Genomic DNA, 22397 nt, shown 5'->3' with positions numbered 1-22397 from the left:
ACATTAACAGATGCAGGTAATGTTGTGTCTGCAATGCTAAATGTAATTTGCTCACCTTGTTTAGCGTTCACTCCTAACGGAATGGTGACGTCATTCAGATCTGTAGAGCTAAGAGCTTGTAAAGTTACAGGATCACCAGCATTATCTTGAACTAAATGAGAGTAAATAGCAAACTCAGGCGCTATATCACCCCAAATGTTAGCATCGTATCCTAAATCGAACCCTTTAGAAGCATTAGCGTTGAAATAGAAATCAGTGTTATAAGATTTGCTATTAGCGCTTAAGTTAAGGCTTAAATAGGTTAACTCGGCATTACGTCCAACGATAAAGTCATCACCAGTACCCGTAGAACGCATAGCAGGTGTGAATTCTAAATCATAAAGATCATCGTTAGTAGCATCAGCACTTACAAAGAAACCTTGACCAGGAGCAATAACTGTCGAAGCAGTTGTCGTTGCTAGGTTGTAAACGGTCCATCCATTAAGAGCATTTCCATCGTAGCCATAAATACCAGCAGTAGGTGCATCAAATAGTTGAATATTTGTTACACCACCTAAATCGTGATTAAGAAATTGCTGTACATTTATATATGAAGGGTAAGGATTACCAACTAAGTTCCAAACAGCGTTATTAGGACCAGCATTAACAATGTCATGTGTAACATTTCCATTATTAGCTGTTCCGGTAAAGGTGAAAGTACCATTATCAGTAGAACCTGCTCTATAACCTAAACCAGGATCAAGAGTAGCTGTTTCTGTATCAGCCCATGTTACATAGGCACCAGTTCCTTTATCAAAAGGTCCAAATAAGTATAATGTATCATCATTATTGGTTAAGATATTAGGATTCGCAGCAGCAAACACATTAAAAGGCTGGCCAGTTAAAGGCGCAGATACTAAATCGTTGCTACCCGTAGTTCCAGAACCATTGATGTTCACATGACGCTCATATTCTAATGTTCCAACAATTGTTCCATTACGAATTAAGCTTGAATAACTAGTTGAACTGGATTCTAATAATAATCCATTAGTAACAGTAAGTGTAGTCTCTGTATTAACAGTTAGACTTGCACCAGGATTTACGGTTACCGTATTACAATTTGTGTCTGTATATAGCGTTGCGTTACCTGAAGCAATTATGAGATGGTCATTAATGGCAGCAATGCCATTTGGATCACTAGGAGTCCAAGAGTCGTTATATGTATAAGTTACAGGAGGAGTGGAGGTTCTAAGAAAGAATCGTCCTGTACCAAATAGAGCTGTCGATGGTGTAAACACATAATTAGTATCATTTAATAAGGTCGATGTGTTAGTTAACGTATCATCAAGGTAGACGCTAACATATTCTGGTAATGTTGAAGAAGAAATACGAATTGTTATTTGTTGACCTTGATTAGCATTTATACCCAAAGGAAAACTTACGCCTGCAAGATCAGTAGTGTTAACTGCTTGTAAGGAAATTTCATCACCATTATTATCTTCTACTAAATTTGAGTAAATAGCAAAATTAGGAGTAACTCCAAAAATAGCAGCATCGTAGCCTAAATCGAAACCAAGACTGGCATTGTCATTAAAGTAGAAGTCAGTAGAATACGAATTGCTCGATGTGCTAGCGCTAAGCTTTAAGTAAATTAGTTCATTTGAATTATTAACCGTATAATTATTGGTTGCGTCAGTAGACCTTGTTGCTATTGAAGATACTGAATTGAAATCGGTCAAGTCATCAGAATTGAAGGTGATATGTCCAGGGTCTGTTTGTCCAAACCCAAAATACATAAGTATTAGGGCTAATAAAAAGGGTTGAATTTTTTTCATAAGTGAATTAAAGTAATTTATGGATAAAAATGAGATTGAGTGTCTGAGAATAAGGGTGTGCAAAGATATTAAAATTTATAATAAGAATATTTAAGATTATTATAAGCACGTAAAAAGATTTAACACACTAATACATTTTAAAATAATTTGTTAGATGTGATATAGGTCACGTCTAGTATTTCATCACATTTAGCCTATAATATAAAATCAGTTTTAACTTTTAAAAAAACAGCTTTTAGACTATAGGTGTTCTACATGGAAGTTATTGATTTTAATTCATTATTCGATTTAATTAGTCTTTTTTTTGTTTTAGATTTGTAACCAACTAATTAAATACACCTCACTTTATAATCATGATGTTAAGCTTATGAATAAAATTGCATTGATAACTGGTGTAACTGGACAGGATGGAGCTTATCTAAGCGAGTTTTTATTAAAAAAAGGCTATGAGGTTCATGGGTTAAAACGCCGTTCATCTCTTTTCAACACGGATAGAATTGACCATTTATATCAAGACCCTCATATTGATCACCAAAATTTTTATCTGCATTATGGAGATATGACAGATAGCACCAATATCATAAGATTAATAAAAGAAATACAACCCGACGAAATATATAACCTTGCAGCTATGAGTCACGTGGCTGTTTCTTTCGAAATCCCTGAGTATACAGGTAATACAGATGGTTTAGGGACATTAAGAATTTTAGATGCAGTAAGGTTATTAGGTTTAGAAAAAAAGACTCGTATTTATCAAGCATCTACATCAGAATTATATGGTAAAGTACAAGAAGTACCTCAATCTGAAACGACCCCTTTTTATCCAAGGTCACCTTATGCTGTAGCTAAAATGTATGCGTATTGGATAACAGTAAATTATCGTGAAGCATATGATATGTTTGCTTGTAACGGAATTTTATTTAACCATGAATCACCAATACGAGGTGAAACGTTTGTTACGAGAAAAATTACCAGAGCTGTAGCTCGTATAGCATTGGGTTTACAAGATAAATTTTATTTAGGAAATTTAGATGCTCAAAGAGATTGGGGTCATGCTAAAGATTATATTCGTGTGATGTGGATGATTCTACAAGCCGATGAACCTGAAGACTGGGTCATTGCAACCGGAAAGACAACAAAAATAAGAGATTTTGTCCATATGAGTTTTGCAGAAATAGGAGTAGAGCTTGAATTTAAGGGTAAAGGTGAAAATGAAAAAGCGTATGTTGTTAAGTGTAATCATCCTGAGTATCAATTAGAAAAAGGAAAAGAAGTTTTAGCTGTCGATCCTAGGTATTTTAGACCGACAGAAGTAGATCTTCTAATTGGAGATGCTTCAAAGGCAAAAGAAAAATTAGGATGGGAATGTAATTACAGTCTAAATGATCTTATAAAAGATATGGTGGCTAGTGATTTAAAGCTAATGAAACAGCAGCAATATCTTGATGAAGGCGGTTATAAAACAATGAATTATTTTGAATAAAAAAATATCCAAAACTTCCAAAATTTATATTGCTGGTCATAAAGGAATGGTTGGTTCTGCTGCTTGGCGAGCGCTCGAAGCTAAGGGATATAGTAATCTTATCGGGAAAACAAAAAAGGAGTTAGACTTACGTAATCAAAAAGCTGTTGTCGATTTTATAAATAATGAACAACCTGATATTATTATTGACGCAGCAGCAAGAGTTGGAGGGATTTTAGCTAATAGTGAGAATCCGTATCTTTTTTTAATGGAGAATTTACAGATTCAGAATAATCTTATCGATGCAGCTCATAAAGCTGAAGTTCAAAAGTTTATTTTTTTAGGAAGTTCTTGTATTTATCCAAAATTTGCTCCTCAACCTTTGAAGGAAACGTATTTACTAACCGATAGTTTAGAGCCGACTAATCAATGGTATGCTATAGCAAAAATAGCAGGAGTAAAGGCATGTGAAGCTATTAGGAAGCAATACGCAAAAGATTTTGTAAGTTTAATGCCTACTAATTTATATGGACCAAACGATACTTTCGATTTAAAAAACTCTCATGTGTTACCTGCAATGATTCGTAAATTTCATGAAGCTAAAGAAAATAATCATGCGTCTGTAACGCTTTGGGGAAGTGGTAAACCCATGCGTGAGTTTCTGCATGTTGATGATTTAGCTCAGGCTATAGTGTTTGCAGTTGAAAATGTACTACCAGACTATTTATATAATGTTGGAACAGGTAGTGATTTAACAATTAAAGATTTAGCAGAAACGGTTCAAAAGATTGTAGGTCATAAAGGTAAGGTAGAGTGGGATGCGACTAAACCAGATGGCACACCGCGTAAGTTGATGGATAGCTCTAAATTATTAGAATTAGGTTGGAAGGCTTCTATTTCATTATCTGATGGTATCAAGACTACTTATAATTGGTATTTATTGAATAAGCTTATAAACAAGTGAAATTATAATTTAGGTAACACAATAAAAATGTGGAATAAAGAAATGTTCAAATTCACCGAAACAATTAACGCCAAGAAAAGCATATTAAAGTAAAATGTCATTAAAACAAAAAGCATTATCTGGTGTATTTTGGACAGCTTTACAACAATTTAGTACACAAGGTATAAACTTTTTTGTATCTATTGTCCTAGCTAGATTGCTTTTGCCGTCAGAGTTTGGTTTAATAGCTATGATAGCGGTGTTTATGGGGATAGGTGCAGTCCTATTGAATGCTGGTTTAGGTTCTTCACTTATAAGAACAGATAATCCGACACAAGAAGATTATTCAACTGTATTCTTTTTTAATTTAATAGGTAGTGTTTTTATGTATGTGCTCATGTTTTTTGTAGCACCATTAGTTGCCGATTTTTATCAAGAAGACCAACTTACTCCAATTATTCGCTGGTATAGTATCATATTTATCATCAATGCCTTTGCTATAATACAAACGACACGATTAACTAAACTACTAGACTTTAAAACCCAAATGAGAGTGTCTATTCCATCTACTATATTTAGTGGTTTAATAGGTGTTGGGTTGGCTTATACAGGTCATGGGGTTTGGAGTTTGGTCATCATGGGTATTGCTCAGGCATTTGCGAGTGCTCTACAATTATGGTTGTATTCTAATTGGAAACCAAGTTGGGTATTTAGTAAACATAAATTTAAGTATCATTTCAATTATGGTTATAAGTTAACTTTATCTGGGCTAATAGAATCACTATTTTCGAATGCTTATGCTATTATTATTGGTAAGTTTTTTGCACCAGCACAAGTTGGTTTTTTTAATAGAGCAGATTCGTTAATGAAACTACCAGTAGGTAATGTTGGTACCATACTTAATAAAGTGACATTTCCTTTATTTGCTGAAATAAAAAACGATGACATACGCTTAAAAGGTGTCTATAAAAAAGTAATGCAAATGTCAGTATTTTTGGTGGCTCCAATTTTAATTACTATGGCAGTTTTAGCTGAGCCTTTATTTAGGTTTTTGTTTACTGAAAAATGGTTACCTGCTGTGCCTTATTTTCAAATTTTAGCAGTCACAGGAATTATGTATCCCATTAATGCTTATAATTTAAACATATTAAGAGTGAAGGGTAGAAGTGATATTGTTTTAAAGTTACAGGTTATAAAAAAAATCTTATTTTTGATAATCATATTTATAACATTTCAATTTGGAATTTATGCTTTATTGTTTGGTAGTGTTATACAATCTTTTTTAGTGTTTTTTATAAATACATATTATTCTGGCAAGTTTATAAGTTATTATATATGGGAGCAGGTTAAAAATTTAGCACCAATAATATTAGTGGCAGCTTTTTCTGGTGCTTTAGTGTTTTGTATTGATATGTTTTTTAAAGTAAAATTAAATTCTGACTTGCTTCGACTTTTAATAGGCAGTAGCTTTGAAATAGTATGTTATATCTTAATTACTTTTCTATTTAAATTTAACACACTTTTTGAACTTTTTAATTTATTAAAAAAAAATAAATGATAAATAAAGTAATGGATTACAAAAATAGAGTTCTTGCTATTTTTAAACCAAAAATATTTTGTATTTCTTTTCAAAGAACGGGAACGACTTCGGTAGGTGTGTTTTTTAAGGAACACGGTTATGCTGTTGGTAGTTATGGTGTTTCAAAAAAAAATGATTGGACTTTAAGTTGGTTTAAAGGAGATTATGAAAAAATTTTTAACTCTTTTGATTTTAAAACAAATCAAGTCTTTGAAGATGATCCATGGTGGTGTCTTAGTTTTTATAAAGTGTTGTTTCATCGTTTTCCAAAAGCAAAATTTATTTTACTCGAAAGAGATAGTGATAAGTGGTATGATTCAATGGTAAATCACTCTAATGGTAAAATTTTAGGAAATACCTATCGTCATTCAAAAACTTATCGAAGAGAAAATGAGTTTTATGATGCAAATTTTAATGTAGATAAATTATATAGTAGAGATATTGATAATCTGTTGTTGTTAACTGAAGATCAAAGAGAACATTATAAAAATTTATACGAATTAAGAATACGAGAAGTTAAGGAGTTTTTCAATCAGTTTGGTTCTGACCGTCTATTTACATCGTCTTTAGAAAATCCAAAAAAGTGGAATGAGTTAGGAGCGTTTGTAGGAATTAAAGTGGCTGCAGATTATGAAGTTCACGCCAATAATACTGCAGCAAGAAAATGATTAATTCTACTAAAATTTTTTTATTAGTTGTAGAGTGTCTTAATTATGGGTTAATAAAAATTGGTGTTATTTGTAAAAACATAAGATTAAAATTTGATTTGTAAATGCTCTTCAACTCCATTGATTTTGCTATTTTTTTACCACTCGTTTTTATTTTGTATTGGTTTGTATTCCAAAAAGATTTAAGAACACAAAATGCACTAATTGTAGTAGCTAGTTATACATTTTATGGTTGGTGGGATTGGCGCTTTTTGGGTTTGATTTTATTTAGTTCGATTGTAGATTATACTATCGGTTTGCAATTAAAAAATGTGAATGGAATTAAAAAAAGAAAACTCCTATTGTGGCTAAGTATTGTTATTAATATTGGTTTTTTAGGTTTTTTTAAATACTTCAATTTCTTTGTAGATAATTTTGTACAAGCATTCAGTTTTTTTGGGTATCAAATTCCTTCAACAAGCTTAAATATTATTCTTCCGGTTGGTATCAGTTTTTATACATTTCAAACCTTAAGTTATACTATAGATATCTATAGGAAACAACTTGAGCCAACTAAAGATTTTATAGCATTCACTGCTTTTGTTAGTTTTTTCCCACAATTAGTAGCAGGTCCAATAGAGCGTGCTATTAACCTATTGCCCCAATTTTATACGCAAAGAAGGTTTGATTATAGAAGTGCTGTTTTAGGCTTACGTCAGATTTTATGGGGTTTATTTAAAAAAATTGTTATTGCAGATAATTGTGCTGAACTTGCTAATGAAATTTTTAATAATTCATCTAATTATGGTGGCACCAGCTTACTTTTAGGAGCAGTAATGTTCGCATTTCAAATCTATGGTGATTTTTCTGGTTATTCAGATATTGCAATTGGAACATCACGCTTGTTTGGATTTAAATTGATGAAGAATTTTGCATTTCCATATTTTTCAAGAGATATAGCTGAGTTTTGGAGACGTTGGCACATTTCTTTGTCTACTTGGTTTAGAGATTATTTATATATACCACTTGGTGGTAGTAGAGGAGGTGTAATTATGAAAGTAAGAAATACCTTTGTAATATTTATAGTTAGTGGTTTTTGGCATGGTGCTAATTGGACATTTATTATTTGGGGCTTTTTAAATGCACTTTATTTTTTGCCTTTATTGTTGCGAAATAAAAATCGTGTACATACAGGAGATATAGCAGAAAATAAATTGCTACCAACATTTAAGGAATTAAGAGGGATGTTATTAACTTTTAGTTTAACAGTATTAGCATGGGTCTTTTTTAGAGCCGAAAATATTTCGCATGCTATTCAATACATTATGGATTTATTTACAGGTTTGTTAAAAACTACAAATTATTTTAAAACCTTTAGTTTATTGTTTGATTTTAGTCCAATGTTAATTTTAATTTTTGGTATCTTTATTATAATAGAATGGAGAGGTAGACATGCTGAATTTGCTATTTATAAATTAACAAATTATAGGCTTCTAAATACTTTATTTTATTATACCATACTTTTTCTTCTGTTTATTTATAGTGGAAAACCACAGGAGTTTATTTATTTTCAATTCTAGATGAAACCATTTTTAAATAAAATAATTTTATTTTTGATACCTGTGCTAATATTTTTAGGGTGTTATGAAATACTTCTTAGATCTTCAAATTTACCGAACATTTATTCCTATAAAGATAAGCTTTTAGATGAGGAATATGAGGCTGTGGTTTTGGGAAATTCTCACGCGTTAAGAGGTGTTTTGGCTGAAGAACTCAGTTTCAGTGCAATTAATTTAGCGAATGTATCTCAGTCAATAGATGTCGATTTATTGTGGTTAAAAGCAGTCTTAAAAACTAAAAAACTAAAGTTTGCTATTTTAAATTTCAGTACACCAACTTATACAGTAAGTTTAATACAATCACCAGAGAATTGGAGATTAAAAAATTATAATTTGTATACTCGACTTCAAATAAATTATGCTCCAAAGTATAATTTTGAGTTTCTAAATGGGTTACAAATAAAGAACATAAAAAGAGTAGGAAACTATGTGATAGGTAATAATTATCCTCAAGATAACTATTTAGAAAAGGGCTCCTTTCCATTAGATGCTTTCACAGATGATTTTGAAGAACATGCCTTAAAAGCTTCAAGCAGGCATATGCCTAAAGTTGGAAGTATTGAGAGTAATGAAAAAATACTAATGAAAATAATAGAATTATCAAAAATGTATAATTTTGACTTGATTATAGTCACACCTCCTGCTCATGAGTCCTATCGTAAGTTAATACCTAATAAAATTAATAATAAAATGTTTTCTCTTCTTACAAATCTAGAATCTAAAAACAATAATGTATATTGGCTAAATTCTTTTGATAATACTAGTTTTGATTATAGAGATTTCAAAGATTCTGATCATTTAAATTTAAAAGGAGCAAAATTATTCACCAATCAAATAAATGACTTCTTAATAAACCGAAATACCAAAACAAACTAATGATTACGGTTACCAAAACTTTTTTTCCACCTATTGAAGATTATCAAACGCAATTGAAGCGCATATGGGATAACCAATGGCTAACCAATAATGGTAAACTATACCAGGAATTAACTAAGAAGCTTCGTGAGCATTTAGAAATCAACAAACTTATTTTAATGACTAATGGTACATTACCCATACAAATTGCTTTAAATGCTTATGGGAAAGCAGGTGAGGTGATTACCACGCCTTTTAGTTATGTAGCAACAACATCTAGCATTGTTTGGGAAAAATGTACACCAGTTTTTGTTGATATTCACCCTGAGTATTTAACAATCGATGAAACTAAAATAGAAGCTGCAATAACAAAAAAAACTACTGCTATCTTAGCAACACATGTATATGGTAATCCTTGCCATGTAGAAGCTATTGAAGTTATCGCAAAAAAACACAATTTAAAAGTGATTTACGATGCAGCGCATTGTTTTGGAGTAACTTATAAAGGACAATCTATTCTTAATTATGGCGATGTAAGTACCTGTAGTTTTCATGCGACTAAATTGTTTCATACTGGTGAAGGAGGGGCATTATTTTGTCAGGATGAACTAACATATCAAGATATGTGGTATCGTCATAATTTTGGTCATAATGGTCCAGGAATGTACCATGGCTTAGGTATTAATGCTAAAATGAGCGAGCTACAAGCTGCTATGGGATTAAGTGTATTACCTTACATCAAACATATTATTGCTGAACGAAAACGAGTTTGTGAATATTATGATGAACACTTAAATTTTAATAGCCTAACAAAGCTAAAACTTAGAGAGGGTGCAACATGGAATTACGCATACTATCCTGTCATTTTTGAATCTGAATCATTACTCTTAAAAGCAATAAAAGATTTGGAAATACAGAATATCCATCCAAGGCGTTATTTCTTTCCAAGTTTAGAAAAATTGCCATATATCAATTCAAATCAATGTCCTGTCGCAGATAAAATAGCAAAAAGGGTTTTATGTTTGCCTCTTTATACGACGCTGTTCGATGAGGATTTAAATAAGATAGTGTTAATAATTAATAATGGATAATACACAACAACTTTTTATTATAGGTAATCCGAGATCTGGCACTTCGCTTTTAAGAATTATGCTTAATAGTCACAGCTCCATAGTAATTCCTCCTGAATGTGGTTTTATTCATTGGTGGTCTAAAAAATATCAAAATTGGAATTCTAAAAGCAGTTTAGCTGAGTTTATTTCAGATTTACAAACTTCTAAAAAAATAGAAACATGGCAGTTAGATTTTGATGCCTTAGCTAGCTTTTTAGAAATACGACAATCAACATCTTATCAAGAATTGGTGTTTAATATTGTTGACTTTTATGGTCAATCAGTAAATCAAAAATCTAGCTCTTTAGTTCTGGGTGATAAAAATAATTATTACATTAATCATTTACAGGAAATAAGATCTATAGCTCCAAATGCAAAATACTTAATTATTATAAGAGACCCTCGAGATGTTTATTGCTCATATAAAGGCATTGCTGATTTGAATTCCAAATCTACCTATATTCCTAAATTACCTCAAAGTGTAAAAAGTTTCACAGATGATTGGAGTCAGAACCAATCCAAAATTTTTAAATTTTTAAAAAAGCTAAATCAAAAACAATTTCAAGTTATTCATTATGAGGACCTAGTGTTAGATTCAAAATTGCAATTGGTTAAAGTTTGTGATTTCTTAGACCTCCCATTTGAAGAAAAGATGCTTCGTTACTATGAAACAAACGATGAGCCTAAAGCATTGTTAGAATGGAAAAAGAAGACCTTAAGACCGCTAGACCCTACGACTATTGAAAGATATAAAAAAGTATTGTCTTCAACAGAGGTTGAGACAATAGAAAGCAATACTTTTGATATATACAAACAATTCAAACAAAGCATAAAATAGTGTCCCTTAAATCTGAAGAATATAAATTAAGTATTCGACTAATGACTTATATGCATGAGTCTTTTATCAAAGAGGCTATGGATGGCATTATGATGCAAAAAATAAATTTTAAAGTTGAAGTGGTAGTTGGTGATGATTTTTCTACAGACCGTACACTAGACATTATAAAATCGTATCAAAACACTAAACAAATTCATATAAAAATCCTCCAGCGCCAAAAAGGAGATGCTTATTGGAAAAAACGACAAGAGTTAGGAAGGCTTTATAATTTTGTTAATATTTTAGAAAATTGTACAGGTAATTATATAGCTTTACTTGATGGAGATGACTACTGGGTAGACCCCTTAAAATTACAAAAGCAAGTCGATTTTTTAGAAGCTAATCAGGCTTATGGTGTGGTTCATACAGATACACATGTGTATTATCAAAATATACACAAATTGGTTAAAAATATAAATAAAATAAACAAGAGAAACCAAATCAAAATCGATAATCCTGCTGAAGATATTATTTTAGGTAGCTATGTTGTGTATACATTAACAGGAGTATTTAAACGTTCCCTTTTAGATAAAATAGACTTTAATGTATTTTATAAATTTAAAATTGGAGATTTACCTTTATGGTTGGCACTAACACAATTCACTAAGTTTTTTTATTTATCCGAGTCTACAGCTACATATAGGAAATTTGAAGGCTCAATTTCTAATCCTACAAATAAAAAATCTAAACTTGATTACAAAATTTCTTCAAAGGAGGTAAGGTTATATTTTGCAAATACACTAAACTTGAAAACATCAATTGTTAATGATGCTTCAGATCAATATAACAGAGCTATTCTGAGAAATAAGTTTGAGAATAATGAGTCGTTTAATGCATCAAAAATGTTTTTTTCTTTACATAAAAAAACATTAAAAGATGTTATTTTGTTATTGGGTTGTAAAAGCAAAGTGTTCAATACTGTTGTAAAGAAAGCTTTGCCAAATATGTCATAAAACTGTACTACAACATGAGATAGTAATTAAGATACAATGGATAAAAACTCAAAAATAGCCTTTGTAATGCCATGGCATATTTCCGAAAGAGGAGGAGGTGCAGAAGTGCAGGCGAATTATTTATCAATAGAATTAGCTCGAAGAGGTTTTCAGGTTTCTTACGTATGCCAAACAATTAACAAGAATAAAATTAACACAGTTGAGCCAATTGAAGGCGTAACTATATATTGGCTTAAGGCTTCGGGAAGATTTCCAATAAAAGATCAAAATAAATATGTACAACCTCTAAAAGAAATTCAGCCAGATTTTATTGTACAACGCTTATCTTCAAATGTCACTTACGTTCTTGGTAATTATTGTTCTAAAAACAAGTGTAAATTTATTTGGATGTGTACCGATAATAAAAATCCTTTTTTTGGTTTTTATACCTCTCAATTCAAAAAACGATATACAACAAAATCCTTGGGTGTTTTAAAGTATTTCATTTTTCTAGTTAATAATAAATTGATGGATTTTTATAGAAATAAAGGCATGTCTAAAATTGATATTGCATTTAGTCAAAACGATTTTCAGAAACATCATTTAAAACGTAATTTCAATCTAGAATCTCAAAAAATGATTTCTGGTCATCCAAAGCCAGAACGTGGTATAACGACACAACAACGATTTGAGAATAAAACCATATTATGGTGTGCTAACTTTGGACCTCATAAGCGACCAGAGTTATTTATAGATCTTGCAAACCAGATGTTACATACACCATTTAAATTTTTAATGGTTGGTGGTCACAGCAATGGAAGTTATGTGAAAAATCTTTTAAAAGATAAACCAGCAAACTTAAGTATTACAGGTCATTTGCCTTTTGATGAAGCATTATCATATTTCGATATGGCATCTGTATTTGTTAGCACTTCTGTTAGTGAAGGTTTTTCTAATACTTATATCCAATCCTGGCTGAGAAGTGTGCCTGTGCTTGTATTTGGAGCCGATCCTGATAGCATTATTAAAAATAATGAGCTTGGTTTTGATGTAGAATCTGTCAATGATGCTGTTAAGAACATTGAAACCTTATTAAATGATTTTGATAGTTACAAAATGATAGCTCAAAATTCGTTTAATTACGGAAATGAAAATCATAGTATTAAAAAAATGACCGATAACTTTTTGTCGGTTGTAGATAATGAACACAGACCTCATGTCAATTAAAAAAAAGATATTGCATGTTAGACATTCTTTAGGAGAAGGAGGTATCACAACTTTTGTGCAAGCGCTTGTTGATTTAAACAAGTCGTCTGATACATCTCACCATATTTTAGTGTGGAAAGAGTTGCCAGTTTCAGATGATGAATTTGATGTTGTTGACATGTCAAAATCTACAAGTAGAAAAAAAGAGTTTGCAAATTTAATTCAGGACTATGATAGTATCTTTGTTCATTCATTAATGCCTTTTATGTTAATACCTTTGTTTAAAAGAAAGTCTAATGTTTATTTGTTTCAACATGGAATTACTTTTGGCAAAGGGAAAAAAAAGATATTCAAACAATTATACTATGCCTTGATTATCAATTTTTTCGGATTTAAAATCATATGTTCTTCAGAATTTGCAAAGAAAAAACTACTACGTAAAGTGCCGGTTTTTAATAAAAAATTAATTTCTATCATTGGTTTTGGTATAGATTTACCGTTACAAACGAATCTGGTTAAGAATAACGATTCTGTGCTAAGAATTGGTTTTGCTGGACGATTGGTAGAACAAAAAAAAGTGTCTAGAATTATTAATGCTTTAGAATTAATTAAAAATGACATTGAAGTAGAAGTACATATTGCTGGTAATGGACCTTTACAGAATAATTTAGAAAAGCGCTCAAAAGAATTTATAAACTCTAAAATTACTTTTGTTTTTTATGGCTTTTTTAAAAACATGAATGATTTTTATTCTAAGTTAGATGTTTTTATATTGCCGTCGGTTGGAGAATCTTTTGGACTTGTAGTACTTGAAGCACTTTCTAGAGGAATACCATCTATAGTGTTTTCAGATACTGGTGCATGTGTCGAGTTTATTGAGCATGATCGTAACGGTTATGTCGTAAACAGTGAAGTAGAACTCTCAAAAAAAATAGCAGCTTTAAGTGATGTCAATTTAAGGAATGAATTAAAATTAAAAATGGGTACAATGGGTTTGAAAAATTATGATATTTCTAATACTAGATCTAAATTAGATGTACTATGAAAAATAATTACGTGCATACTTTTGGAGGTATTATAGGACTAACTGAAAACAGTAATTTAAATTTTTTAAATCGACAAAAAGTTCTGGTAAATAAACCAGATTTTAAACTCTTTTTGCCTCTTGAAGTTCCTGAATATTATTATCAGTTTAATTCAGAGTCCTTTCTCTGGAAAGGCGGTTCTAAAATAATTAGCAAGACTCAAAAATTTGATTACTTAACGGAAGACTCAAAATTTGTTTATATTACATTTGGAGCTGAAGGATGCTCAGTAATTAGTGATCATTATTCAAAAATTCCTTTGCTATACATTCAAAAAGAAGACACTATATATTTTGCAACCTCGCTAACCTACCTGCTTCAAATATCTAATAGTAAAGCTTTAGATATCAATTATGATGGCTTATCAGTGTATTACCATTTTGGAGTTAATAGTTTTGAACAAGGATTGATTGAAAATTTAAAAATCTTATCTGGTGGAAGTCAACTAACATATTCAAATAAATCCATATCAATATCTAAATACTTTGATATAACAACATTTAAAACCAACTGGAATAACACCAGCTCAATTATTGAAAATACGACTGCAATAGATGATGTTCTGTTAAGGTCAACTGCTAAAACAGTTAATAATTATGATAAAATTGGAATTGCAGTAAGTGGAGGAGTTGATTCTGGTTACTTAGCACAAAAATTAAATCAGTCAAACCGTGAGTTTAATGCTTATACTATTGGTTATGTAGATGGATATAATGAATTTGAGAGAATTGATTATCTGGCAGACATCCTGAATTTTAAAGCTGAAAAGATCATTTTAAGCGCAAAAGATATTATTGATAATTATTTGAAAGTAAGTGCTTATTCAAGTTTTCCTCTTGGGTATAACAACTCTATTATGAATTTTATTTATAAAAAGGCTGCTAGCGATGGCGTTGAGGTGTTGTTTGATGGAGATGGAGCAGATCGTTTGTTTCTGGGAATGAACAAATTTATCCAACTAAAAAAGTTTTTAAAGTTTTATGATCGAAGTAAATCATTAAAATTAAATTATTTAGTTCCAACCTTATTAAAATTAGTAAAACATGAAAGCGGAAAGAAATTGCAATTCTATTTTAGAAAGCTTAATCATGGTATGCAATTTTATGGCGAACGAATTTTATTAGATAAGATTACTTTCGATTTAGAATTTGAAGAGGCTCTAAATGATTTGATGTTGCCAAATGAATTGAAGCGTTTAGATAAAAATATAGATAAATGGCTCTTCTTTTCTCTATTCAGTATTTATTATACACCTACCTTCTTTTTTCATACACCTTATGAATTACAATTAAAACACGGTTTGGTTTCTAATCCAGAGTTTTGGTCTGATGAGATGGTTAAGTTGTCACTTAGTATTCCAACCGAACAAAAACTCTATCAAAAGACAACCAAAAAAGTGCTAAGAGAAGCCGCTAAAATAAAAATAGATAATGGGTATTGGAGTCTGAAAAAAATAGGACTACAAAACTCTTATAAATATATTAAAACCAAAGATTTCGGAAAAGACTTTATTAATAGCTACGTAGATTTAATAAAACAAACAGATGAATATCTTTATTTATTAGAAAACAATATTGATGGCTCAATTGAACCTGAACGATTAATACCTTATTATATTTGGAAGAAGAATATGTTTGAATCATGATGAAGGAAAACCAAAAAATCGAATATAAAATTCTTTGGTTGGCACCAATTTTTAACCACTACAAAGCACGTTTTCTAAACCATTTGGCTAATGTTCAAAATGTTGAACTTACAGTATTTTCTGGTTCTGGAAGACAAGGTACTGGAGATCAGGAATTACAAGGAGATTGGCAGTTTAAAACCATTAGAGTTGAAGTGCCTAAAAGTAAATTTGGATTATCACGGGAAGTAAGACAATCACTCAAATCTAATTTCAACAATTTTGATTGGGTATTGATTCCTGCAGAAAAAAAGAATTTATTGTTGTTCGTTTATGCAATGTATTTGCGTCGTCGATTTAAAGGCACTAAATTATTCTCCTATAATCATCAATTCACAAAACCAAAAAAAGGAAAGGTCAAGACCTTTGATTTGATGATTACAAAATTCATATTTAACAATTTAGATCGCGTCATTTTTTATACAGAAGACATCTGTCAAAAAGCTATACAGAATAAACTCGTAAAACCAAATAAAGCATTTTGGGCAAATAATACCATTGATTCTCTGGAAGTGGATAAATATTATAATTTCGAATTGCCACCTAAAGATCCAGTTACTATTGTATTTATAGGAAGATTGATTGCTCCTAAACGAATTGGCGATTTAATTGAGTTCTTTGAGAATTTAAATAGTAAATACAAAGGTAAATTCGCTTTAGAAATTATTGGTGATGGACCACAAAGTGATATTGTAAAAAAAGCACAAGCAACACATTCAAATATAATTTGGCATGGTACATTAGTTGACGAAGAGAAAATCGCACCAATTATGACAAGAGCAAGTCTGGTGTTTATTCCTGGATTAGCAGGATTGTCAATTAATCATGCCTTTGCCTATGGAAGACCTTATGCAACATTAAGTGCAGAAAGGCATGGACCTGAAATAAGTTATTTAAAAGATGGTGAAAATGGTTTTGTTATTGAAGAGAATTTAAAAATCCTTGAAGAGTTTTTAAATAATAAAGAAAAAATTGACGACTTTTGTAAATCAGCCTATGAAACTTCTAAGTCTTTGAGTGTTAATCGTTGGTTAGAACAAATATTGTCTGCGTTGCATGAGTGAAATCAAAACAAAAGTATTATTTATAGGTCCATTACCGCCTCCTTATTCGGGACCTGAGTTAAGTACAAAACAATTACTGGAATCAGACCTGAAATCACATTTTGATATTATTTTTCTTAATACGAATGTTAGAAAAGACAATTCAAAAAAAGGAAAAATTGATATGAGTGCACTGCTTTCAGTGATAACATTCAATTTAAAATTATTTAAAAGACTTCTCTTTAAAAGACCAGATATTGCATATCATTTAGTAACACCAACCGAAATCGGGTGGTTAGGTCGCGATATTTGGTTTGTGTTTCAATGCAAAATTTTTGGTGTTAAAAAAATTATTCATTTTAGAGGTAGTCACTTAGATATTAACTATAAAACGTTTAGACCTTTTAGTAGAAAACTTATTAAATATGCTTGTGGTTTAGTTGATGCTGCCATTGTTCAGTCAGATTGTTTAAAGGGTCAGTTTAAAGGCTTGGTCAGTGAAGATAAAGTACATGTGATACCTAACACTGTTGATAATTTATTCAAAAGTTTAGATCGTAGTCATCTGTCTAATACACCACAGATTCTGTTTTTTGGTCATCTTACCAAAGCAAAAGGCTATACAGATATTGTTAAGGTTATTCCGCAGGTTGCTTCTAAATTTCCTGAGGTTAAGTTTTTGTTTTGTGGAAATATCAGAAGAGGAGAACCTGGTGTAAGGTATAATCAAATAACAAAAGAGAGAATTTTATATGAAGACCCATTTGAAGTTGAGGCTGAGATATTAAATTCGGAATATAAAAATAACTATCAAAATTTAGGTATTGTGTCTGGTGAAGATAAACTTGACCTGATTAGACAAAGTTGGCTGTTTTTACTGCCTTCGTATTCTGAAGGCTTTTCTCGTTCCGTTTTAGAATCAATGGCTGCAGGATTGCCAATAGTAACAACACCTGTTGGAGCTAATAAAGATGTTATAAAAAATGATTATAATGGTGTGCTAATCAATCCTGGAGATTTGAAATCAATGGAGCTGAATTTAATTCGTTTGCTTGGAAATCAACAATTGAGAGATACCTTGTCTCACAATGGCAAAGTTACGTTTGAAAATGAATTTGAAGAAACTAAAGTTGTTGATAGATATGTCAATTTATTTAATACCTTAATGAAATGAAAGCAATAGTTAGAAAGCTCACGTTTTTCGCTGGGCAAATTATTAGATTTATTTACTATAGTTATTTGAGAATGAATGGTATTAAAATAGGTAATAATACATTTATTAGTTTAGGTGCTAAACTTGATACCCAATTTGGTAAAATTGTAATCGGAGATAACGTTCATATTACCAGTGGTTGTGTGCTTTTAGCTCATGATGGTGCAATAAAACAAATGAGACCAGATGCAAATCCTCGTGGAAAAATAGTCATTGGAAATAATGTGTTTATTGGCGTTAACACTGTAGTGTTAATGAATGTTACTATTGGTGACAATAGTGTTATAGGAGCTGCAAGTGTAGTTAATAAAGATATACCTGCAAACGTCCTGGCTATTGGGAATCCAGTAAAAATTGTAAAAGAAATATAATGCAATTTTTAACTAATATATTTAGAGAATTAGTTTTAGGACCAGCCTATTTTAGACACTTAATATTGATAAAAAAGTCTAAGCGCTGGAGTAAAAAGAGCGTATTAAACTATAAGCATAATAATAGCAATGTATCGACTTATAATACCAAAGTTGATATTAAGAAAAATGAAAATAAATTTCTAAAACGCAGCCCAATTGTTCCACTTCGAAAAGTAAGAACTGGAGGGACAACTGGAGAACCTTTTGTGTTTTATCAGGATGTATTTACCTCCAGACAAAAGGAAAGGGCTTATCTGTTTGATATTTGGGGTAGAATAGGTTATAAAAAGTTTGACTATAGAATTGTAGTTAGAGGTAATATGCCGAGCCATAGTAAAAAGTACAATTTTTTAGAAAATACACTGGTTATCTCTCAAAATTTTTTTGTTGAAGAGAATAAATTAGAATTAGAATCCCTTTTTAAACAAAAACCTTTTTTCTTACATGTCTATCCTAGTACATTGTTTTTTCTAATTGATTTTTGGGGAATAGATTTATTTAAAACCTTTCCTGTTAAAGGCGTTTTCGCTGGATCTGAAGCATTTCCAATTTCCCAAATGAATTGGTTTAAACAAAATTTTAATATCCAAATTGCCCATTGGTATGGTCATAGTGAATATGCAATTCTTGCAAGGTTTTGCAATACATGTAACCAATTTCATTTTTATCCAACTTACGGTAGAGTAGAATTGTTTCATGAAGGACAAAAAGATTTGATTTTAGCGAATTCATTTAACGCGTATGGTACTGTTTTTAAAGATTATTTTACAGGTGATTATGCTGAAAAATCTACTCAGGCATGCAAGACAGATAATTTCTTTAAAATAAAACGTATAACTGGACGAATACAAGAATTTATTTTTGATAAAGAATTTAATAAAAGAGCTTTTGGACCTTATCTTTTTGGAATCCATAATGAGTTTTGGGATTTCATTGTTTCCATACAGTTTATTCAACGGGAAAAAGGGAAACTGGAAGTGAAATTTATTAAATCTAATGTTTTTGATGAGACCAAGTTTTTAGACATTATTAATGAGCGATTCAATTTATTTGAATTAACTTTAGTTGAGGTTGATCAAATTGAAAAGACTAAAAACGGAAAACATAAATCTCTGATTCAACTGGTAAAATGATAACATTATATAAAGAATCGAAAGCTATATACGAGTTATGATTTTAAATACTTTAAGAGGTGAAAAAACAGATAAAAACGAGTAAAATTAAAGTGCTTTGGTTTGCACCTAACTTGAATCACTACAAGTCAAGGCTGCTAAATCAATTTGCAGAAGATTCGACTATAGATTTAACTGTTTTTATTGGCTCTGGAAACGATAACATGCTAAAAGACGAATATGTATTCAAACTAATACATGTTGATGTTCCTAAAAATAATTTTGGAAATTCTAAACTGGTTAAGGTAAAACTTGAATCTGTTTTTAGTGAGTTTGATTGGGTAATGATACCTGTTGAAAAGAAGAATATCCGGCTTTTTTTGTATGCCATTAAGCTGAGAAGATTAAATAAACAAGTACGATTGTTTTCCTATAACCATCCTATGCTTAGATCTGGAAATGGGAAGGTGACATTTATTGATAAATGGATCACAAAATTTTATTTCAAGAACCTTAATCGTGTAGTTTTTTACACACAGCAAAGTTGTGATTGGGCAATTAAAAATGGCTTAATTGGTCAAAATAAAGCAAGTTGGGCAAATAATACTGTTGATACACTTGACATAAAAAAGCATTATACCTACCATTTACCTCCCAAAGATTCAAATGTTATAGTTTATATTGGTCGTTTAAGTCCTAGAAAACGAATACCTGAGTTGTTAAAATACTATGTTGAGCTTAAGAAAGTAACTCCAAATTTAGTACTTGAAATCATAGGTGATGGACCAGAAAATCACTATGTTAAATCTGCCATTGAGCAAGATCCTTCTATAAATTGGCATGGAACATTAATTGATGAAGCTGATATTGCTCCTATTATAAAAAGAGCATCATTAGTTTTTGTTCCTGGACATTCTGGACTTTCAGTAAATCATTCGTTTTCCTATGGAAGACCTTATATAACACTTCAAGGTCCTAGTCATGCTCCAGAATTGGATTACCTTGATAACGGTAAAAATGGATACATTCTTGATTCTGATTTTGAATCAAATAGTAATACCATTACCCAACTTTTAACCAATAGAAGTCAATTAGAAAGTTTTTGTAATCATGCAAAACAAAAAGGAGAGACGCTTTCAGTACAAAAGTGGATTGAACAGATGAAGCAAAGTCTTATCAATGTCTAACAATAAACCTAAAATATTATTCATAGGGCCAACACCTCCTCCTTATTCTGGACCCGAATTGAGTATGCAGCAGTTTTTGGAGTCCGAAATTTTGAATGAAACATTTGATATTAAATTTTTAAAAACAAATTTCAGAAATGATAATGTCAAAAAAGGAAAGTTAGATGTATCAATGCTAACCAATTTTTTTGTGTTTTTTTCAAAACTGATTAAAATACTTGTTACTAAAAAGATTCACTGTGTATATTATCCAATAACACCAACACAAATTGGTTGGGTAGGTCGTGACGTTTGGTCGATATTGATAAGCAAAATATTTGGAGCTAAGGTGATCATTCATTTAAGAGGAAGCCATTTTAAATTGAATTTTCAACGGTTTAATGGTCTTGTGAAAAAACTGGTTGGATTTAGTTTAAAAAAAGTAGATTGCGCTATTGTTCAGGCTAAATATCTAAATGTTCAATTTTCTCCTTACATTGAAGCATCCAAAATTAGAGTGCTTTATCAGGCAATGGATGTCAATCACTATTCTAATAAATACAACACTGAAGTAGAGGACGGAAAAATATTGGTTATGGGTCATATGACGAAAGCCAAAGGGTATACCGATATTTTAAAAATAATTCCTGACCTTTGCCACGAATTTCCTTATATAAAGTTTTATTTTGCAGGAAATATAAGAAAAGGAGAAAGAGGTGTTTTTTATAATCAATATAGTGGAGAAAAAATAGATTATGAAGACCCTTTAGAAGCTGAAAAAAGTATTTTGAATTCAGCATATAAACAAAACTATGAAAATCTCGGTATTATACTTGGAGACGATAAAATGAAACATTTGCAATCTACAGATATATTTTTAACAGCCTCGTATTCCGAAGGATTTTCTAGATCTTTACTTGAAGCTATGTCAATAGGGAAGCCTCTTGTTTATACACCTGTTGGTGCACATCGCGAAGTACTTGAAGATGGAGTTCATGGATTTTCATTTGTTCCAGGAGAATTAGAAAATTTGAAAACAGCTTTAAAAAAAATGCTGAAAGATTCAAATATGCGATTGGCTATTGGACAGACAAATAGAGACTATGTAGTTTCTAATTTTTCAATACAAAAAATTGCTGGCGATTTTAAAAGTATAATCTTAAATACACTTGCATTATGAAAGTGTTCTTAAGGAAGATGGTACATTATGTAGGGAACTTATTAAGGTTTGTTAAATTGATATTTCTTAGAGTGTCTGGAGTTAAAATAGGTAAGAACACCATGATAAGTTTAGGAGCTAAAATTGATTTAAGACGAGGCAAAGTTGTTATAGGCGATCACTGTTTGATAACTCATGGCTGCTATATTTTATCTCATGATGGAGCTGCTCATGTTATAAATCCTGATGACAGCGGAACAGGTTATGTTACGATAGGCGATCACGTGTTTATTGGAGTTAATACGGTAGTCATGCGAAACGTTACTATTGGAAGTCACTCAATAATTGGTTCGTGTTCTGTTGTTAATAGAGATATTCCTGAAGGTGTCGTGGCTGCTGGTAATCCTATCAAAATTATTAAAGAATTAGAAAAACCATACAGACCTTTACCTAGGAAACATATTGATATAAGATGA

General features: G+C 30.9%; 20 protein-coding genes. 19 read left to right on the top strand and 1 reads right to left on the bottom strand.

Going from position 1 to position 22397, the window contains the following annotated elements:
* Window positions 1-1814 (bottom strand): hypothetical protein (locus tag ACRHNM_RS14085; RefSeq protein ID WP_431137287.1); only part of this gene is annotated, 1814 nt, incomplete at its 3' end.
* A 367-nt stretch (window positions 1815-2181) separates the two neighbouring features.
* Between ACRHNM_RS14085 and gmd the strand changes: the two genes are divergently transcribed.
* From gmd to ACRHNM_RS13990, 19 genes are all read left to right on the top strand, one after another.
* Entirely contained in the window at window positions 2182-3297 is a 1116-nt protein-coding gene (gene gmd / locus ACRHNM_RS14080) for a GDP-mannose 4,6-dehydratase (RefSeq protein WP_431137286.1), read from the top strand.
* 4 nt (window positions 3298-3301) lie between these two features.
* Window positions 3302-4240: a GDP-L-fucose synthase family protein gene (locus tag ACRHNM_RS14075; RefSeq protein ID WP_431137291.1), complete on the top strand. Its 939-nt coding sequence runs from the start codon at window positions 3302-3304 to the stop codon at window positions 4238-4240.
* Between the two features lie 94 nt (window positions 4241-4334).
* Complete coding sequence (locus ACRHNM_RS14070; RefSeq protein ID WP_431137285.1) at window positions 4335-5777, top strand: lipopolysaccharide biosynthesis protein; 1443 nt, start codon at window positions 4335-4337, stop codon at window positions 5775-5777.
* Window positions 5774-6466, top strand: coding sequence for a sulfotransferase (locus ACRHNM_RS14065; protein WP_431137284.1), 693 nt, complete (start codon window positions 5774-5776; stop codon window positions 6464-6466). Before ACRHNM_RS14070 ends, ACRHNM_RS14065 begins: the two co-directional genes overlap by 4 nt.
* 104 nt (window positions 6467-6570) lie before the next feature.
* Entirely contained in the window at window positions 6571-8025 is a 1455-nt protein-coding gene (locus ACRHNM_RS14060) for an MBOAT family O-acyltransferase (protein WP_431137283.1), read from the top strand.
* Window positions 8026-8058: 33 nt separating this feature from the next.
* Window positions 8059-8940, top strand: a complete 882-nt coding sequence (locus ACRHNM_RS14055) for a hypothetical protein (protein ID WP_431137282.1) — start codon at window positions 8059-8061, stop codon at window positions 8938-8940.
* Window positions 8940-10010, top strand: coding sequence for a DegT/DnrJ/EryC1/StrS family aminotransferase (locus tag ACRHNM_RS14050; RefSeq protein WP_431137281.1), 1071 nt, complete (start codon window positions 8940-8942; stop codon window positions 10008-10010). The genes ACRHNM_RS14055 and ACRHNM_RS14050 overlap by 1 nt, the downstream gene beginning before the upstream one ends.
* Window positions 10003-10869, top strand: coding sequence for a sulfotransferase family protein (locus ACRHNM_RS14045; protein WP_431137280.1), 867 nt, complete (start codon window positions 10003-10005; stop codon window positions 10867-10869). Before ACRHNM_RS14050 ends, ACRHNM_RS14045 begins: the two co-directional genes overlap by 8 nt.
* Window positions 10869-11861 (top strand): glycosyltransferase, encoded by a 993-nt coding sequence (locus tag ACRHNM_RS14040; protein WP_431137279.1) that lies wholly within the window; start codon window positions 10869-10871, stop codon window positions 11859-11861. The genes ACRHNM_RS14045 and ACRHNM_RS14040 overlap by 1 nt, the downstream gene beginning before the upstream one ends.
* A 36-nt stretch (window positions 11862-11897) precedes the next feature.
* A complete protein-coding gene (locus ACRHNM_RS14035) occupies window positions 11898-13067 on the top strand; it encodes a glycosyltransferase family 4 protein (protein WP_431137278.1) in 1170 nt (389 codons plus the stop codon).
* The gene (locus ACRHNM_RS14030; protein WP_431137277.1) at window positions 13057-14091 is read left to right on the top strand and encodes a glycosyltransferase family 4 protein; all 1035 of its coding nucleotides are present in this window, start codon (window positions 13057-13059) and stop codon (window positions 14089-14091) included. Before ACRHNM_RS14035 ends, ACRHNM_RS14030 begins: the two co-directional genes overlap by 11 nt.
* Complete coding sequence (locus ACRHNM_RS14025; protein WP_431137276.1) at window positions 14088-15776, top strand: asparagine synthase-related protein; 1689 nt, start codon at window positions 14088-14090, stop codon at window positions 15774-15776. Before ACRHNM_RS14030 ends, ACRHNM_RS14025 begins: the two co-directional genes overlap by 4 nt.
* A 38-nt stretch (window positions 15777-15814) precedes the next feature.
* The gene (locus ACRHNM_RS14020; RefSeq protein ID WP_431137275.1) at window positions 15815-16879 is read left to right on the top strand and encodes a glycosyltransferase; all 1065 of its coding nucleotides are present in this window, start codon (window positions 15815-15817) and stop codon (window positions 16877-16879) included.
* On the top strand, window positions 16872-18032 hold the full coding sequence (locus ACRHNM_RS14015) for a glycosyltransferase family 4 protein (RefSeq protein ID WP_431137274.1): 1161 nt from the start codon (window positions 16872-16874) through the stop codon (window positions 18030-18032). Before ACRHNM_RS14020 ends, ACRHNM_RS14015 begins: the two co-directional genes overlap by 8 nt.
* On the top strand, window positions 18029-18442 hold the full coding sequence (locus ACRHNM_RS14010; protein WP_431137273.1) for an acyltransferase: 414 nt from the start codon (window positions 18029-18031) through the stop codon (window positions 18440-18442). Before ACRHNM_RS14015 ends, ACRHNM_RS14010 begins: the two co-directional genes overlap by 4 nt.
* Window positions 18442-19617 (top strand): hypothetical protein, encoded by a 1176-nt coding sequence (locus tag ACRHNM_RS14005; RefSeq protein WP_431137272.1) that lies wholly within the window; start codon window positions 18442-18444, stop codon window positions 19615-19617. Before ACRHNM_RS14010 ends, ACRHNM_RS14005 begins: the two co-directional genes overlap by 1 nt.
* A gap of 59 nt (window positions 19618-19676) precedes the next feature.
* On the top strand, window positions 19677-20783 hold the full coding sequence (locus ACRHNM_RS14000; RefSeq protein WP_431137271.1) for a glycosyltransferase family 4 protein: 1107 nt from the start codon (window positions 19677-19679) through the stop codon (window positions 20781-20783).
* A complete protein-coding gene (locus tag ACRHNM_RS13995; protein WP_431137270.1) occupies window positions 20776-21942 on the top strand; it encodes a glycosyltransferase family 4 protein in 1167 nt (388 codons plus the stop codon). Before ACRHNM_RS14000 ends, ACRHNM_RS13995 begins: the two co-directional genes overlap by 8 nt.
* The gene (locus tag ACRHNM_RS13990) at window positions 21939-22397 is read left to right on the top strand and encodes an acyltransferase (protein WP_431137269.1); all 459 of its coding nucleotides are present in this window, start codon (window positions 21939-21941) and stop codon (window positions 22395-22397) included. The genes ACRHNM_RS13995 and ACRHNM_RS13990 overlap by 4 nt, the downstream gene beginning before the upstream one ends.

The sequence above is a fragment of the Psychroserpens mesophilus genome (genome assembly GCF_050617655.1).
Classification (GTDB): domain Bacteria; phylum Bacteroidota; class Bacteroidia; order Flavobacteriales; family Flavobacteriaceae; genus Psychroserpens; species Psychroserpens mesophilus_A.
The sequence above is the reverse complement of the archived record's forward strand: the minus strand, read 5'-3'. Positions and strand labels throughout refer to the sequence as shown.